The sequence below is a fragment of the Phytohabitans flavus genome, from assembly GCF_011764545.1.
Lineage (GTDB): Bacteria > Actinomycetota > Actinomycetes > Mycobacteriales > Micromonosporaceae > Phytohabitans > Phytohabitans flavus.
Window position 1 is genome coordinate 1273081 of sequence record NZ_AP022870.1, and the last position, 15324, is coordinate 1288404.

Genomic DNA, 15324 nt, shown 5'->3' on the forward strand with positions numbered 1-15324 from the left:
GCCAGCGGAACCCTGTGGTCAGGCGGGTGCCCAACTCTTACGCGGCTGGCTCTGACGTCGGGGTGTCGCGGACCGGCCTGTCGCGGGCGGGATCGACGTCGTTGGGTGTGGCTCTGTCCGACGGAGCGACCGTGATTGCCCAGTCTCCGAGTTGATACGCCGACCGTCCCGGCTCTGACTGCGTTGCCGATCGGCCCGGGGCGTGGCTGGGCGATGCGGATTCCACGGGCACCAGCGGGCCGATGGGTTGGGGTTCGTCGGTAAATGTAGTGTCCCCAAACCCCGGAGATCGGATCGTCTCGAGACGGTCCGAGCGCGGCTCAAGGAGTTGCTTGACGGCTCGTCGTAGCTTCTGTATTTGATTGATCAATTGGCTTTCGTCTTCGGCGGGGTCGCGCTGACGCGTGCCCCTCGGCATTTTCAGCCACACCCTGATGGCCTTGTCGATACGCAGCAGCTGCTCATTCCCGTTGCTGTCTGGTGTCCGTTGGACATAGCGTCGGACCGCATCATCGATTGCCTGCAGTTCCGCTGACCGAGAGGGTACCGAGGCGGTATCTTGTCGGAATTTACGCACCGTCTCATAGTTGGAGTCAGGTTCAGTTGCGCCCCCGATCACCGGCGTGGCAGCCCTTCCTGACCCAATGTCGAGAGGCGCGAGACGGCCACCCCGAACCGGGCCGACAAGGTCGGCCGGGTCGACGCTCTCAGGCTCGGTACTTTCGGATGCGAACGGATTCGAGAACTTCGGTGCGTCGGACCGGGAAAGCGAGGATGAGCGGGACGGTGCACTGGGAAAGAGGCGGGTCGGGTCGAAAGATTGGATGGAATCCGTCCGTCCCCGGCTACTGGATTCACTAAAAATTGACCCTTGGCGCTGTGTTCTCGGTTGGGAGATGGCACGGGCGAGATCTGTTGCCGATTGGGAACCGAGCGACCCGATGCTGTCGGTAGTCGACTCGCGACGTGGGAGTGTTGCGTTCTCCAAGGATGCCATCGATTGATTCCGTGAGGGTGTTCCCGATCTCGGAGGGGTAGTTCCGAAGAGGCTGAAGACCGACCCGCGAGACATGCGGCGTACGGATTCGAACAAGCCTGGTCTGACAGAGGATTGCTTGCGACTCGGCGGAGCCGACGTCGATGGTTGTGACGAGTCGGCGATTTCGTTGTCGATCGGAAAACGATGGGCCGCATCGACCGGACCGACCGTCTCCACAGGATTCATCGGTTCCTTGGTGTACGGCTCGCCGTCCCAGTCCACAAGCGATATTTCGGTAGCGGAGGGCGGCGCGGCGGGTGGCGGTGCGCCAGGTTCATGTCTGGACGTGTCTGGCTGGGCAAGCCCTCTTGTCGGAGTGAACCGGACAAGCGGTGCCCTGCCAGGTTGGTACTCTTCGACGATTTCGTTTCGGACCGCGATGTGGGACTGGTTGGTGGGCTGCCATGCCATGTGTGGCGGGTGCTCCACCGCCGCAGGGCGCAGCGTCGCGATGATCTCTTCCAGTCTTGCGCCGGCAACGCGTTCCCCGGTCCGGGCGTCCAGCACGTCGTACAGGTCATGATCTGCGGTCACTGGTTTCCAGGTGTACGTTTGGATCAGCTCTTTGGTTGGTCCCGCTCTGTTCAAGCCTGCCGGCATCCGCCGGTGCACGATTCCATTGATGTTAATGAGATCTGGTCCCAGCACAATTCCGGACGGCCCCGCGCCCGCCCCGTGGAGGCTGTGCTCCCTCTGCCGATACTCGAAGCGGTGCCGTAGCCCTTCGTCCGATGGCGACTGTGGGGATGTTGGATCGAAGATCCCCGCCAGTCCCGCGTAGCCACTGGGCGCACCGAGCTTGACGTCTCTGTCCTGTAGCGTCTTTCCTTTGTGCTCGAGCGGTTTGGGCGCGAAGCCTGCTTCCAGCCACGGTACCGCAGCCGGGTTCGTCGGCCGGACGTCTATTATCACGTCCTTTTCGTCGGCGATCTGCTGGAGCATCTCGCGGTTTTTCTTAGGGATCCCGTATTCCTTCTCCACCGCCTCGAGGGTTACTGGTGCACCCGATCGGATGACGCGCTGCCCCACGGCGGCGTACTGTTCGTCCTGCCGGGCGAGCCGCAAGTGGTATTTAGCGCCCGCTCGCAGCTGTATTGGCGCCTGGCCCGGCTGCTCGACGACGATTGACAGGTCAAACACCGCAGCAAGGGTCGGTACCAGTAGGTCACCGAGCCGCGAGTTCCAGACAGCGCCGTCCTGCAAACCATGGATGAGCAGTTGAAGAAGGGAGGGCAACTGACGCCTGCTTCGCACGAAGTTGTTTGCGAATTCGATGACCGCGGCGTCAGCCGAGGTGCTTCCCGCCTTCGCTGCTGCCGAGTTGCTTTCCCGCCGCGCGTCAGTCCAGATCGCGTGATCGGGATTCAACATGTTTGCTTCGTCGGCCGCAACGGACAATTGGTCAGGCGGCAGGTCGGCGAATAGTATGTAAAGCCTGTAGGCCGCGTCTTCCCCTTCCTCCAGATCTGCCAGTTCCCGTTGCACGGGCCCCTTCGGGAGCATTAGCCGATTCAATGCCTCATTTCGCAGATGCGTCACGGCGGCTGGATTGTCGATTGGCACGCCGATGATGCTCTTGACGAAATTTTCGAGCCCATGTGTACGTGCGCTCCGCAGCACTGCGTGGAGGAGCGCGTCACCGCCGCGTGGGACGGCGATGAGGCCGCGTCCGCTCGGTGACTGCTGTGCTGCGGACGAGGAGGTATCCGTACTTGCAACCGCACCAGACCCGCTCGGCTGCCCTTGGCCCTCCTCAGGTGTACCGGCCGGAATATCCGAGCGCCCGGCACCATACAGGCGCCGGTCGTACGGGCCGCCCGGGGTAGCACGCATCAACTGATCCGCCACCGCGCGAACTAGCGCCCGCTCGGTACCGCCCGGCGGTTGACCCACCACCTGAACCGCCTTTTGAACCTCCGCCTCGCTGTAACGCTCCGTCCAGTTGCGGCTCCTCAACTCGCTGTCCACCCAAACGATCAGATCCTCCATACGCATTGGATTAGACAGAGTGCCGACCGGCACGGGCTGGGATTTCGGACGCGGCACCGCAGGGCTGTCCCCAACGGTCGCATCGGCCAGCGTCTTGCGATCCGAGCCGTCGTCGGACGCGGTGCCGTCGGACATGCCGGCGCTGCCACCAGGGGTCTGCTGATCGCGGCTGCCGCTATTGGACACGGCATCGCCGTCGACGGTGCCGGCGGCCCAAGAGCCGAGCTCCGCGGCTGGGGTCTGGGTGTGGTTCTGTGTTGGCGGGGGAGTGTTGTGCGCACCGGCCGGGGTTTGGTGTTGCTTGCGGCTGGTGGGGGTGGGCCGCGGCTGGTCGGTCATCGGATTCCTGGGGGCGCAGCTGTTGTTGGAACCATGGTGGCTGTCCGGGGTCCTGCTCGTGTGGCGCGAGCACGCCCAGACGTTCCCATCCGGTCCTGCGTCCGCCCTCTAATGCCAGGAACAACTCCTGCGCTCTTCGGTGATCCAGGTCCTGTTGCTTGGCCTGGCGGCCGGCGGCCCCGTCGTCTACTGACGTCTCCCAGGGGGTCGCTGAATCGGCGGCCGTGACTGCTTCCCAAGGGGTCGCCGGGTTGATCGGCGTGGCTGTGGGTCTGGTTGGGCCGGCCAGCGGGCGCGGGCGTGATGTCGGCTTGGCCGTGGCGAGGTTGGGTTGTCCTCGCCCACGCATCGCGTCCAGGACGACAAGGGCTACGTCTCGCGAGCTGTGCATCTGCTGGGCCTCGAAAAACTCGACCACCGCAGCGACCACGTCCTGGTCACCACCGTCGATCCGGGCAGCCAACCGCCGCCGCTCTACCGCCTCAGCCACCGCCGAACGCGCCTGGGCGGATTCGAGTAGCTCCGGACGCCACGGCGCGTCGGTTCCACGTTCCTTTTCATACTTTAGCCGGTACGCGTCCTGCGCTTCCCGCACCCAAACCGCGACCTGATCGGCCGAAGGTTCGTCCGCCAACGGCGGCACCAAGTCACGAACAGCACGCGCTTCGTGCGACCCGAGCAACTCCATCAGCCCGGCACCAGGCGAACCCGTCCCGGACCCGCTCGAAGTCCCCGTTTCGAAAGCCGCCTTCACCCATTCCCGCAGACCAGCATCGTCCGACACACCGCTGGTCTGGACAGTGGCCTCGATCCGGACCGGTCCACCACGCCGCCGCCGACCCAACCACCCACGCATCCTGCCCGGCACAGACCCGGCACCCACAGGCAACACATCACGCCGGGGATGCCCTCGGCGGTTCACCAACTTCTTGAGCGGCCACCTGCGGTCCGGAGCCTTCGACTTCTGGGCGACCGAGACCGGGACCGCACCGGGCGGTAGATCCGTCAGCCGGGGTTTAGGTTTTGCTACTACCCGCACCCATGCCATCACGTTCCTCGGCCGCCGTGTCGCGGATGCCCGGCCGGCCGCCGATCGGTGGCGCACGCTGCGTGTCGCGGCGGATAGCCGGTCGGCATATGTCACGGCGAGCCGTCCAATCGCTGCTGCTTTCGCGCGTGCGAGGTCGGCGATGCCGGGTGGTTCGACCGCCAACTTTGAGGCGTGTGCGAAGTCGGCCAGAAACTTGGGTGATGGTCGGCCCCTGCCGGTGGGGACCAACTGTACGCGCTGTACGCGGTCGTTTCGTCTCGGATTGTTGTCGAGTTCGGTCCAGACGATCCGACCCAGCTGCGCGGCTGTCAGCCGCACCTTCTCGACTCGACCGTGCCGAATCACCGAAACCTCGGCGAAGTCTCCGGCGACTTTCACTATTACCGAGGTCGCTTTGCGTGCCGGAAGCACCCACCGGCTCCCGTAGCCGATGGGGCGACCGATGAACAGCGCGGACCGTCCGCCCCGATGAGCGGCCCTCCGGACAATCAACGGCGCACCGTCCACGAGCCAGGAGGTTTTGCCGAGCGTCAAACGGTCGCTTGCCGGCGGACCCGGGGCCGGACCGGGCCGATCTGCCGGTGGCGGCGCCGGCCGGGCAGGAAGCGGTTGCTGGGCGGTCTCGTTCCGCGGTTCGGGCTTTGTGCGCGCTGGGGGAGGATTGTTCCCACCGTCGGTGTCGGCCGGGCTTGGGCCTTCCGTGCTGCTGCGTTCGGGGAGGACGCCGTCGCGGTCAGGGACGGTGGCCCACGAGCCGGGCCCGGCGGCTCGATCCTGGACACGGCCACGCGGCGGCGAGGAACTGTCCGGGACACCGGCGGGCGCCTGCGTCGACCCGCTCCCGGCCATCGGTGTGGAGCCGGGTGGTGATACCGGGCTTGGGTTCCGGCCGGGCGGCGAACCCGTCTGCGGACCTGGCGTGGTGTTCGGCCCGCTGGTTGGGGCGGGTCCTGAGGTGTTGTTCGTGCCGGCTCCGCCCACCGGACCGCTCCCTGCGGCGGAAGTGGCGGCCGGTGGGCTCGCCAGCCCATCGACCGCCGGATCGCCGATGGTTGGGCCGGGAGCGGGTGCTGTGTCCAGGATGGAGCCCGTGCTGGGGTTGGTACCCGGTTGGCTGTCTGGTTTGGTGACCGGGCCCGTGTCCATGTTGGAGGCTGGTGGCTGGCTCGGATCGGTGTTGGGCGTGGTTGACGGGCTGGGACTAGCGGATGCCGGCGACGGCGGCACGCCAGCGCCGGTTTGTGGCGGCGCCGCGGCAGAGGTGGGCGTGTATCCGGCGGGTCCTGTGCTGGCTGGTGGGCTGTTGACGGGTCCGGCCTGCGGCCAGGCGGTGGTGGGTGGGTCGGCGCGCCAACCGGTGGGTGGGACTGCCGTCTGAGGGCTGCCCGCCCCGCTGGTGTCCGGACCGCCGGCACCGACCACGGTATCGGTATTCCAGTCAGAGCCGTAGCTGTCGCTGTCCGAGCCGTAGCGGTCGTAGCCGGGGCTGTCATAGCTGTCGACGTCGTTGTCGGAGCCGTGGCTGTCGTGGCTGTTGAGTGGTGTGGGTTCGTGAATACTGTCTTGGTTGGTGTTGGTGTTGGTGCTTTTGGGGGTGGGGTTGTCGGAGTGGGTGGGTGGGTTGTTGCTGTTCCATGGTGGGGGTAGTTTGTGGTTGGCGTGGCGGCCGGCGTTTTTGCCGATGTGGTCGGCGGTGGCGGAGGCTAGGCCTGATGCGGCGGCTGCGCCGTTGGCTTTGAAGCCTTCGCCTTGGATGGCGTGCCAGCTGCCTTCGGTCAGGAACTCGGTCAACGCTTCCGAGCCGGCTTGGGACAGGTAGTCGAACCACGTTTGCCGCCAGTTCGGCTGGCTTCCCGGAGCGGGTAGCACTGTCCCGCCCGGCAACCGGACCGTCCCGTCCGGGCGCACGTCCAAACCCCGCGGGCTGGCGGCGTCCCGGCTGCCCGGGACACCATCCGGACCCGTCTTCGGATCCGGCACCGGGTTCGGGCCCGGGTCTGGTTTCGGGTCTGGTTTCGGGTTCGGGACGTCTGGCCCGCTCGCTGGTGGCTTGCTCGGCGGAGGCAGCACTGTGGAAGGTTTGCCGGTCGGGGATGGCGGGCCCAGCCAGCCCTTCTTCTTCAGTGCTTTTGCCAGCCAGTCACCGAGCAGGTCCGGGCCGAGTCCGATCACACCACCGAGGGCGCCCACTCCTGCCGCGGCTTTCAAAGATTCCGGGTTAAACGCTGCGCGTTTGCCCTGATCTATCTCGTACCGCTGGACCAGCACCTCGAGCAGCACCTGCAACGCCACACCAGCCATCACGCTGACCAACAACTTCAACAACAAGTTGAACAGCACCGACGACAACAAAAAACGCAACAACGCGCTGGCCATCAACATCGCCATAAACGGACCAGCCGGATTAGCCCACGCCAACGCGAACGCCAACAACAACTGAGCCAGCAGCTGGATCAACGTCGCCAACGTCATCATCTTCGCATGAAAAACCTCCAACCCGAGGTCCTCATGATTATCCCCCAACAAACGCACATACCTCGACGCGAACGGCAAATAACCATCCTCGCCCAACATGTACGCTTCCATCGAACTCACAAAAGCATCAGCCGCCGGACCCTCCGACTCCGACCGCACCGCCCCAATGCCCGCCACCAGCAACGGGACAGCGTCATCGATCCCAGCCGCAGCATCCGCGTACACCCCCGCCAACGCCCACAACTGCGACTCGTCCGACCTCGGAAACTCCTCACCAGTCAACACCAACAACAAGTTGGCCAACTCATCCGATACCTCGATACCCATGCCGCCCGATACCCCAGCTCAGGCCACAGGCCACAGGACGGGTAGCAGCTCACCCACGCAGCCACCACCGTGCGGGAACCGGCCCCCGCCCGGTTCAAAAACGGCCATCAAGCCCCCCAACGCACCAGCACAGGCCCGGGCCTGGCCAGCCACTGGTCGTCTGCTGTTCAACAACGGGTCAGCCAACAACCCCGACATACCCAGGCCATCAACAACGGATAGACGCCCTGACCAGCGACGTCCCCCTTCACCGCTGCTCGGACCGCTTCACCCCGGCGTTTTGGTGCCGCTTCCCCCTAGACGAGCGAACCCAAAGGTTGGTTCAACCGACCCCTTGACAAACCAAAACCCGATGTTGCAGGCGCCGCCCCGGCGCGCCTGACCGCGCCTCAAACAACACCGCCACGCGGCTTGGCGGTGTGGGCGGCATCGAACCCGATCCTCCGATCGCCCGTCCTCGGGTGCATCAAGCCACTACGAATTGGCGGTCCCGCGTTGCTCCTGCTCTTCCGTGCTGGGCTACCGCGACGCAGGTCGCGGTGCCCAGCGGGAGCCGCCTCGGTCGCCGCTGTTGGCTGGCTGTGCGTCCATCGGTTGCGTATCCGTTGCGTGTCGTCGCTCACGGAATTCCCCGGGTCTGGGCTCACGTAATTCCCCAGGGTGTGGCCCTCGGTTGATGTTCTACTTGGTGCCGGTCGGTGTTGTCGAGCCGGCTCGGCCGGGTCGTTTGTTGGGGCGGTAGCTGGGTCCGTTCATGAAGACCTGGTGGCTGGTGTTGATGAGCCGGTCCAGCAGCGATTCGGCGACGACGGGGTTGGGGAACAGCGGATACCAGTCGGCCGGTGACCGGTTCGAGGTGGCGATCAAGGACCGGCCGGCCTGGGCGCGTTCGGAGATGAGTTCGTAGAGGTCGTCGGCCTGTTGGGCAGTCAGTTCGCGCATGGCGAAGTCGTCCAGGATCAGCAACGCGGGACGGGCGAGCTCGGCGAGGCGGCGGGGCCAGGTGCGGTCGGCGTGGCCGCCGGCGAGGTCGGCTAGGGCGCGGCTGGTTTTGGTGAAGCGGACGTCGGCGCCGCGGCGGATGGCGAGGTGCCCGAGGGCTTGCGCTATATGGGTTTTGCCGACGCCGACCGGGCCGTGCAGGATGACCGACTCGCCGGCCTGCAGCCAGCGCAGCGCGGCCAGGTCGCGGATCTGCGCGGCGGGCAGTTTCGGGCTGGTGTGAAAGTCGAACTCCTCCAGGGTGGTGGTCTGGTCGAAGCGGGCGCGGCGCAGCCGGCGTTGCATGCCCATGGTTTCCCGGCGGGTGATCTCGTCGTGGCAGAGCACCTGCAGGAACTCCAGGTGGCCGAGCTCGCCGGCTTGGGCTTGGGCCAGGCGGGCGTTGAGGGTGTGCAGCATGCCGGAGAGCTTCAACGCGCGCAGGCTGTCGTGCAGCGCGGTGTCGACGATGGTCACGAGGTCTCCTTGGGCTGGTAGAGGAAGTGGTGCAGGGCGGCCATCAGGTCGGCCCAGTCGGTGCCGGCCGGGCGGGGAAAACCGTTGCGCTGCAACACTTCGGCGACGTCGTGCAGCAGGCCGTAGGTGAACCGGGGATCTGCTCCGCCGGGCTGGGGCAGCGGGTAGGCCGGCTGCGGCGCCGTCGCCGTGGTGGTCTGGTCGGTCATGCCAGCACTCCCGCTGCGGCGCTGGGCTGCTCGTCGTCACCAGCGTCGCCGCGGTCGTCGTCCGCGATGACCGTGTCCATGTCGAGCGTGACGTTCGGGGTGGGCAGGGGGATGACGTTCGCGAACAGCTGCGAAGGGCCGTGCAGGTGCGCTGCGGCGCCGCCGTCACCAGCGGACGGTGGTGGCGGGTCGGTCTCGGCGCCGGCGACCAGGATGCCTTTGACCGTGCGGTAGGACGGGTCGCCAGCCGCGATCGCCTTGGTGCAGGCGGCCTCGAGACGGGCGGTGCCGTGCTTGTCGGCCAGTCCGAGCACGCCCTGCGCGGCGCGGAGCCGGAACAGAGCGTTGACCTCCAGAAGCCCGGCGATGACCTGAGCGCAGGCGGGGCCGATCTCGGCGGAGCGGGTGCGGCACCAGGTCGGCGTCCGCATCCGGAACGCGATCTTCTCGGGCGGATAGTGCCCGAAGTCGGTCTGCTTGCCTTGTGGCTTGCGGCCGTGCGTGGCGATCAGTTGTCCCTTGTGGAAGATCTGGACCACCAGCGGTGTCTCGCGGGCGTCGACACGCTGGCCGATGAACCGCCACGGCACCGAGTAGATCGTCTTACCGACCTTGGCGTGGATGTCCGGTCCCACCACCGCCGTCGACCACGTCGCCAACGCGAACGCCTTGCCAGGCAACGGTTGCAGCACTTCTGCTTCGACAGCCGCGAACACGGACGCCGGCGCCGCACCGCCCAGCGGCCGGCAGGACCTGCGGCCGGCGACCTCGGCGCACCACTGGGTCGCAGCGGCCTGCATCGCCTCCAGCGACGCGAACTGGCGACCGCGCCAGAAACTGTCCCGGATATACGGCATCGGCCGCTCGATGCGGGCCTTGTCCCGCGGCTTGCCGCGTCGGGCCGGGTCGACTAGCACCCCGTAGTGGGCGGCCAGTTCAGCATAGGAGCGGTTGATCTTCGGGTCGTAGAGGTCAGGCTTGTCCACCCCGGTGCGCAGGTTGTCCGGCACCAGCCGCCGCGGCGTGCCACCGAAGAACGCGAACGCCTCGATGTGTGCCTCGGTCCAGGCCCGCTGATCCATGGTCAGGACCGGCCGCACGAACATGTGCCGCGAACACGCAAGGACCATGGCGAACGCCCACACTCGACGCCGCTTGCCGGTCGCCGAATCTACCCAATGGCCCAGATGCCCGTAGTCGATCTGGGCCTCCTCACCCGGCGGGAAGTCCGTCTCATCGCGCAGCACCACGACCCGGTCCCGGCGCACCTGTTCCGGCAGGTTCGCCGCCACATACCGCTTCAACGACGCCACCGACGCGGTCAGGCCGTGCTCGTCCCGCAGCCGCTGGTGGATCGTCGCCTGCGTCACCCCCAACTTCAGCTGGGCAGTGATGTACTCGTGATGCTTAGCGATCTGCGGCCAGGTCACCTGCCGCAACCGGGTATCGGCCAACTGAGGGAACCACCGCGTCACCAGCGCCGCCCAGTCCTGCTGACTCATCGCCGGCCCACCCGGCACGAACCCAGCCGCGACCGCCGGGGCCAGGTACTTGCGGATCGTCTTACGATCCACACCCAGCGACGTGCCCACCTCGCTGATCGACCGGCCCGCGTACCAGTGGATGAAGATCTCGGTCACATCGACCACGTCGAACGTTCTCCTCGCCATCAGCTCCCTCACCCGTCACCCGGACAAGGGAGAACTCTTCAAGATCGCGAGGACCACCCCACTGGGAGCCCTAGGCGCCCAGGCGCCTCACCTGGGGAATTAGGTGAGCGAGCGGGTGGGGAATTACGTGAGCGTCAGACCGCTACAGGTGGGGAATTACGTGAGCGCCGACATTGCGTATCTCGGCGTTGTTGGCTTGTCTCGGGTGAAGGGAATTCCGGTGGTGCTGACCAGGCCGGATTCGTGGAGCGACTCGCACCGGGTGGGGTAGCGGGGAGACCACGCGGCCTGGTCAGTCGGGCTGCAAGGGGCCTTGCCACTGTTGATGGGGCTTGTTGCGCCGAGCCTGGATCGGCGGCAAGGGCATTCGAGGGGCCGCGCGTGGGTGACCGTACGTGGTTCACGCTGCTGGGGCCTGTCGGGGCGCGGCGCGGCCTGGTAGAGCTGGCACTTGGCTCGCCACAACAGCAGGCGGTACTCGTGTCATTGCTGCTGCAGGCGGGTGTTCCGGTCTCCATCCAGCAGCTGACGGCGATGGTCTGGGACGGTGAGCCGCCTCGCACGGCGGAGGCCGCCATCCGTACCTGCGTTTACCGGCTGCGCCGCGTGCTCACTCCCGAGGGGGCGGCCATGCCGGTGATCGCATCGGCTGGCGCGGGATACCTGGTCGACGTCGGGCCGGAGGAGCTGGACCTGGCGACGTTCCGGCAGCTTGTCGGCGCCGCGGAGGTAGCTCGGCAGCAGGCCGACACCGCGGGCGCCGCCGACCTGTTGCGTCAAGGGCTGGCGTTGTGGAAAGGCGAGCCGTTGGCCGGGCTGCCCGGGCGGCAGATGCAGCGGCACCGGGCCAACCTGGCCAAGCTGCGGCTCAACGCCATGGAAGCCCTGCTGGCCGCGGATATCGACCGCGGTGCGTACGTATCCGCTGGTGACGAGCTGGCCTCGCTCGTGGCTCAGCACCCGTTGGACGAGCGCTTCTGGCGCCTGCTCATGCTCACGCTCTATCGCTCGGGGCAGCAGGCCGAGGCGCTAGTCGTCTATCAGGACGCCCGCGACACACTGGCGGCGGAGCTGGGGGTGGATCCCAGCCCGCAGCTACAGGCGCTGCATCGGCAGATCCTGAGGGCCCAGCCGGACCCGCCCTCGCCGGCCCAACCCGTGGCTGTTTCATCGTCCCGGCATGCCGCGGCCGCGCCAGCGCCGTCGGTCAACAAGACGGCAACGCTCGCCCTACCGAGCAGCCGCCGGGCGTTCGCGACGCCCGCCCAGCTCCCCGCCGACCTACCCGACTTCACCGGTCGCCTGGCGGAACTGGCCAGCCTCGACGCGCTCCTGCCCACCGATGGCGACACAGCGCCAGCGATGCTGATCAGTACCATCCACGGGCTGGCCGGCACCGGCAAGACCGCGCTCGCCGTCCATTGGGGACACCGGGTGGCGGCGAGATTCCCGGATGGGCAAATCTACGTCAACCTGCGCGGCTTCCATCCTTCACGCGTGGTAATGGATCCGTTGGAGGCCCTGCGCAGGGTCTTTGACGCGCTTGGCGTCGACCCGGGTTGGCTTCCCGACGGCGTCGATGCGCAGGCCGCGCTGTACCGGAGCCTGATGGCCGGCCGCTGGATGCTTCTGCTGCTGGACAACGCCCAAGACGCCGGACAGGTCCGTCCGCTGTTGCCTGGGTCGCCCGGCTGCCTGGTGCTTGTGACCAGCCGGCAGCAGATGCCAAGCCTGGTCGCCATCGAACAGGCCCGGCCGATATCGCTCGACGTGCTGCTTGAGCAGGACGCGCGTGCATACCTGCGCCGCCGCCTCGGCCCCGGCCCTCGGGCCAGCGCGGCCAGCCGGGCCGACATCGACACCCTCGTGGACCGCTGCGGCGGGCTGCCACTGGCGCTCAGCCTGGTCGCGGCCCGTGACGTCCTCAACCCGCGAAACTCGGTCGCCGCGATCCCCGCGCAGCTGTCGACCGACCAGGGCACACTCGACTCGTTCGAGGACACGGACCCCACGGTCGACCTGAGCAGCATTTTCTCTTGGTCGTACGAGCGGCTCAGTCCACCCGGCGCCCGCGTTCTGCGCCTGCTCGCCCTGCATCCCGGACCTGAGGCGTCGGCAGCGACCGCAGCCAGCCTCGCCGGTATCTCGGCCCGGCAGGTTCGCCCACACCTGGACGAGCTGGTCCAGGCGAGCCTTGCCCGGCAGCCGTCGCCGGGTCGTTATCTGCTTCATGACCTGGTGCGTGCGTACGCCGCGCAGCAGGCGCAGGCCGTCGACCCCGAAGCGGACCGCAAGGCCGCACTTTGCCGCTTGCTCGACCACTACAACCAGACAGCGCGTGCTGTGGTGCACCAGCTGGACCCCGAGTCGGACCAGGCATCCGAGCCTTTATCCACCGAGGGCGTCGAGTCCGAGGACATCACGGACCCCGCGGCGGCCCTGATGTGGCTCACCGCGACACACCAGTCCCTTGTGGACGCCGTCAAGCTGGCCGCGCGGCATGGTCCCGGGGCCTACCAGCGCGCCATAGAGATGTTCCATGAGTTCGGCGACCGGTGCGACGAAGCGGATGCCCTGGTTCACCTGGGTTACTACCAGCAGAGCCTGGGCAATGTCGATGCGGCCCAGTGTGCGTGGGGTCGCGCGTTGCGGCTGCTTGAGATCCGCGAACACTCGGCCGCGCGGGAGGCGCGCCAAGCTCACAAATGAGCGGGTGTCCCGACAACGGATGAATGACCGTGGGTCTGTGAGGGCAAGGGCGCCGGTATCGCCGGGCAGGAAACGTATCAGGGTCGTTGTAAACGTATCCCGCGGTCGCCTTTACTTGCTGTGCTCTATCACACACGAGATGTGATCCCCGGCCGGAAAGGGCGTTCGGATAGATGGCAGTGCAGTACGTGGCGACCTGGGCCGATGGCCACCACTACGACCTGGGCAGCCCCGGCGACGTCGCCTCGCTACTGACGTCGCTGCAGCGGCGTCAAAAGCCGGTGGTCGTCACCCTCAAGATTCGCGGTGACGCGGCCGGCCTGTGTGTTGGCCGGGGGCTTCACCTCGGCGTCGGGCACCAGCGGCGGGGCTTCGCCTTTCCGATCGGGCAGCCGTCCGCTGGGTACGCGGTACACCGGGATGTGTGGCCCTGGGCGCGCGACATCTCGTTCGACTTCGACGGCACGCAGACGACTTTCCACCCCAACGAGACCCGCATCACCCCCGAGCATGTCTCGGCGCTGGCCCTGTCATACCTCGCCACAGGCCAGCCCACCGAAGCCGTGAGTTGGGGTTGCCCACCGGCGCGGCTCTGGTAGCGCAAACCCTAGGCGTCAGCTCGCGCACCGGTTCGAAGGCTCCGGGTGGCCGGGGGTGGATATCCCTGGCCACCCGAGACCTTTGTTTACCAGTCGACGCGGGTCGATGGCTTCATCTCCAAGCACCCCCTTCGAGGCCGTCCGTCGCGGCTCGATCGGCTCGCTGGGTCCGGTAAGGGCCAGCCGACGATCACGTGTCAAGTCAACCCGGAGCTCGTCGATGATCGATCATCATTCGATAGTCGTCGAGCCCAGGACGCTCATGCGGCATGCCGCGGCCACCTTCGCCGGTCTTTCGGCCCTGGGCGGAGAGACGGCGACCGGCCTGTCAAACGACACCGCCGTCGGCTGAACCCGCCAGGCCGGCCGGGCGTTTCACCGGCGTGATCAACGCACTTTCCGCCGACCAGCACGACACCGTTCTCGCACAGGGACTCGCGGTCCTCGTCTTCCGGACCGCCGAGAGCCGGGCCTGCCAAAACTTCCAGCCAGAGCTCGACAGCTTCGTGGCGCAGCACCCCGTCGTGCAGGTCTGGTGCGTGGATCCGACGCGTGAGGGCGACCTCGCCAAGGTGCACGGGCTGAGCGTCCTACCCACCATCGTGATCTACCGCGACGGCCTGCCTGCCCGGCGGTTCCACGGTGTCATCTCCGCCGCCGACCTCACCGAGGAAGTGGACGAGGTGGCCAACGCGGACATGGATGAGGAGTACAGGGACTGGATGGTCGAGTCGTTGCAGTCCGGTGTGGTCGGCTCACCCTTCCTGGGCGGGCCCTACTGACGGGTGCCAGCGTCGCGACCGGATCGCCCCGCCAGTGTCGCCAAAGGCGGCGCTGGCGGGCGGCCACAAGCCTCCGACCCGCGTCACGACCAGCATCAACGTGTCCGCGAGGGTTCGGCAGCAGGATCTTCGAAATATACATGTATCGATTCGCTGGCACTTAAGTGACATGGCGCCTTTGCGCGGCCCTGGCGCTAGTGAGGAGCGTGGATCTTGTCTGCATCGAGCCGAATCGCCGCTGTCTTGGTCGGCACGCTGGCGGCCGTCGCCACCGTCGTACCGGCGGGGGTCCACGCGGCGCCCCACCCCCGGTTGACCGAAAGGCGCCGGAGGCCGCGTCCGGCGTACGGGTCACGCTCGTGACCGGCGACATCGTGGATCTCAGTCCGGCCGGCGGCGGCCGGTTTGCCGCCTCCGTCCGGCCTGGACCGGGCCGGGAGCGGATGGTCTTTCACACTCAGGAGGTCGAGGGTGAGCTCCGGGTGCTACCCGCCGACGCGGTCGCGGCGGTCGCCGCCGGCGTGCTGGACGAGGACCTGTTCGACGTATCCGAGCTTGTCGAGGAAGGCTTCGGCGGCGACGCCGCGCTCCCGCTGATCGTCCAATATGGAGCGGGTGAGCGTAGCGGAACGCCGGCCACCGCGAGTGCCGTGCGGGAGCTGCCGAGCATCGGGGTG

7 protein-coding genes and 1 pseudogene are annotated in these 15324 nt (G+C 67.1%); 3 read left to right on the top strand and 5 right to left on the bottom strand.

From position 1 onward, the window contains the following. Positions 1-37 precede the first annotated feature (37 nt). From Pflav_RS05390 to istA, 5 genes and pseudogenes are all read right to left on the bottom strand, one after another. Entirely contained in the window at positions 38-3214 is a 3177-nt protein-coding gene (locus tag Pflav_RS05390) for a CyaA/EF/ExoY family adenylyl cyclase toxin (protein ID WP_232071002.1), read from the bottom strand. After that, positions 3204-7220 (bottom strand): WXG100-like domain-containing protein, encoded by a 4017-nt coding sequence (locus Pflav_RS44895; RefSeq protein WP_232071003.1) that lies wholly within the window; start codon positions 7218-7220, stop codon positions 3204-3206. The genes Pflav_RS05390 and Pflav_RS44895 overlap by 11 nt, the downstream gene beginning before the upstream one ends. Before the next feature lie 681 nt (positions 7221-7901). Then, positions 7902-8678 (bottom strand): IS21-like element helper ATPase IstB, encoded by a 777-nt coding sequence (gene istB, locus Pflav_RS05395; protein WP_173032803.1) that lies wholly within the window; start codon positions 8676-8678, stop codon positions 7902-7904. Continuing rightward, entirely contained in the window at positions 8675-8887 is a 213-nt protein-coding gene (locus Pflav_RS05400) for a hypothetical protein (RefSeq protein ID WP_173032598.1), read from the bottom strand. Before Pflav_RS05400 ends, istB begins: the two co-directional genes overlap by 4 nt. 128 nt (positions 8888-9015) lie before the next feature. Further along, positions 9016-10536, bottom strand: a pseudogene (gene istA / locus Pflav_RS05405) (IS21 family transposase); the annotation flags it as partial. A gap of 402 nt (positions 10537-10938) precedes the next feature. Here istA and Pflav_RS05410 point away from each other — a divergent pair. The 3 genes from Pflav_RS05410 (at position 10939) to Pflav_RS05420 (ending at position 14647) form a co-directional block, all read left to right on the top strand. Next, positions 10939-13266 carry an AfsR/SARP family transcriptional regulator gene (locus tag Pflav_RS05410; RefSeq protein WP_173034222.1) on the top strand — a complete coding sequence of 776 codons (2328 nt, stop codon included), beginning with the start codon at positions 10939-10941 and terminating at the stop codon, positions 13264-13266. 173 nt (positions 13267-13439) lie between these two features. Beyond that, on the top strand, positions 13440-13865 hold the full coding sequence (locus tag Pflav_RS05415) for an Imm1 family immunity protein (RefSeq protein WP_173034224.1): 426 nt from the start codon (positions 13440-13442) through the stop codon (positions 13863-13865). A 383-nt stretch (positions 13866-14248) separates the two neighbouring features. Beyond that, the gene (locus Pflav_RS05420; RefSeq protein WP_173034226.1) at positions 14249-14647 is read left to right on the top strand and encodes a thioredoxin family protein; all 399 of its coding nucleotides are present in this window, start codon (positions 14249-14251) and stop codon (positions 14645-14647) included. Positions 14648-15324 lie beyond the last annotated feature (677 nt).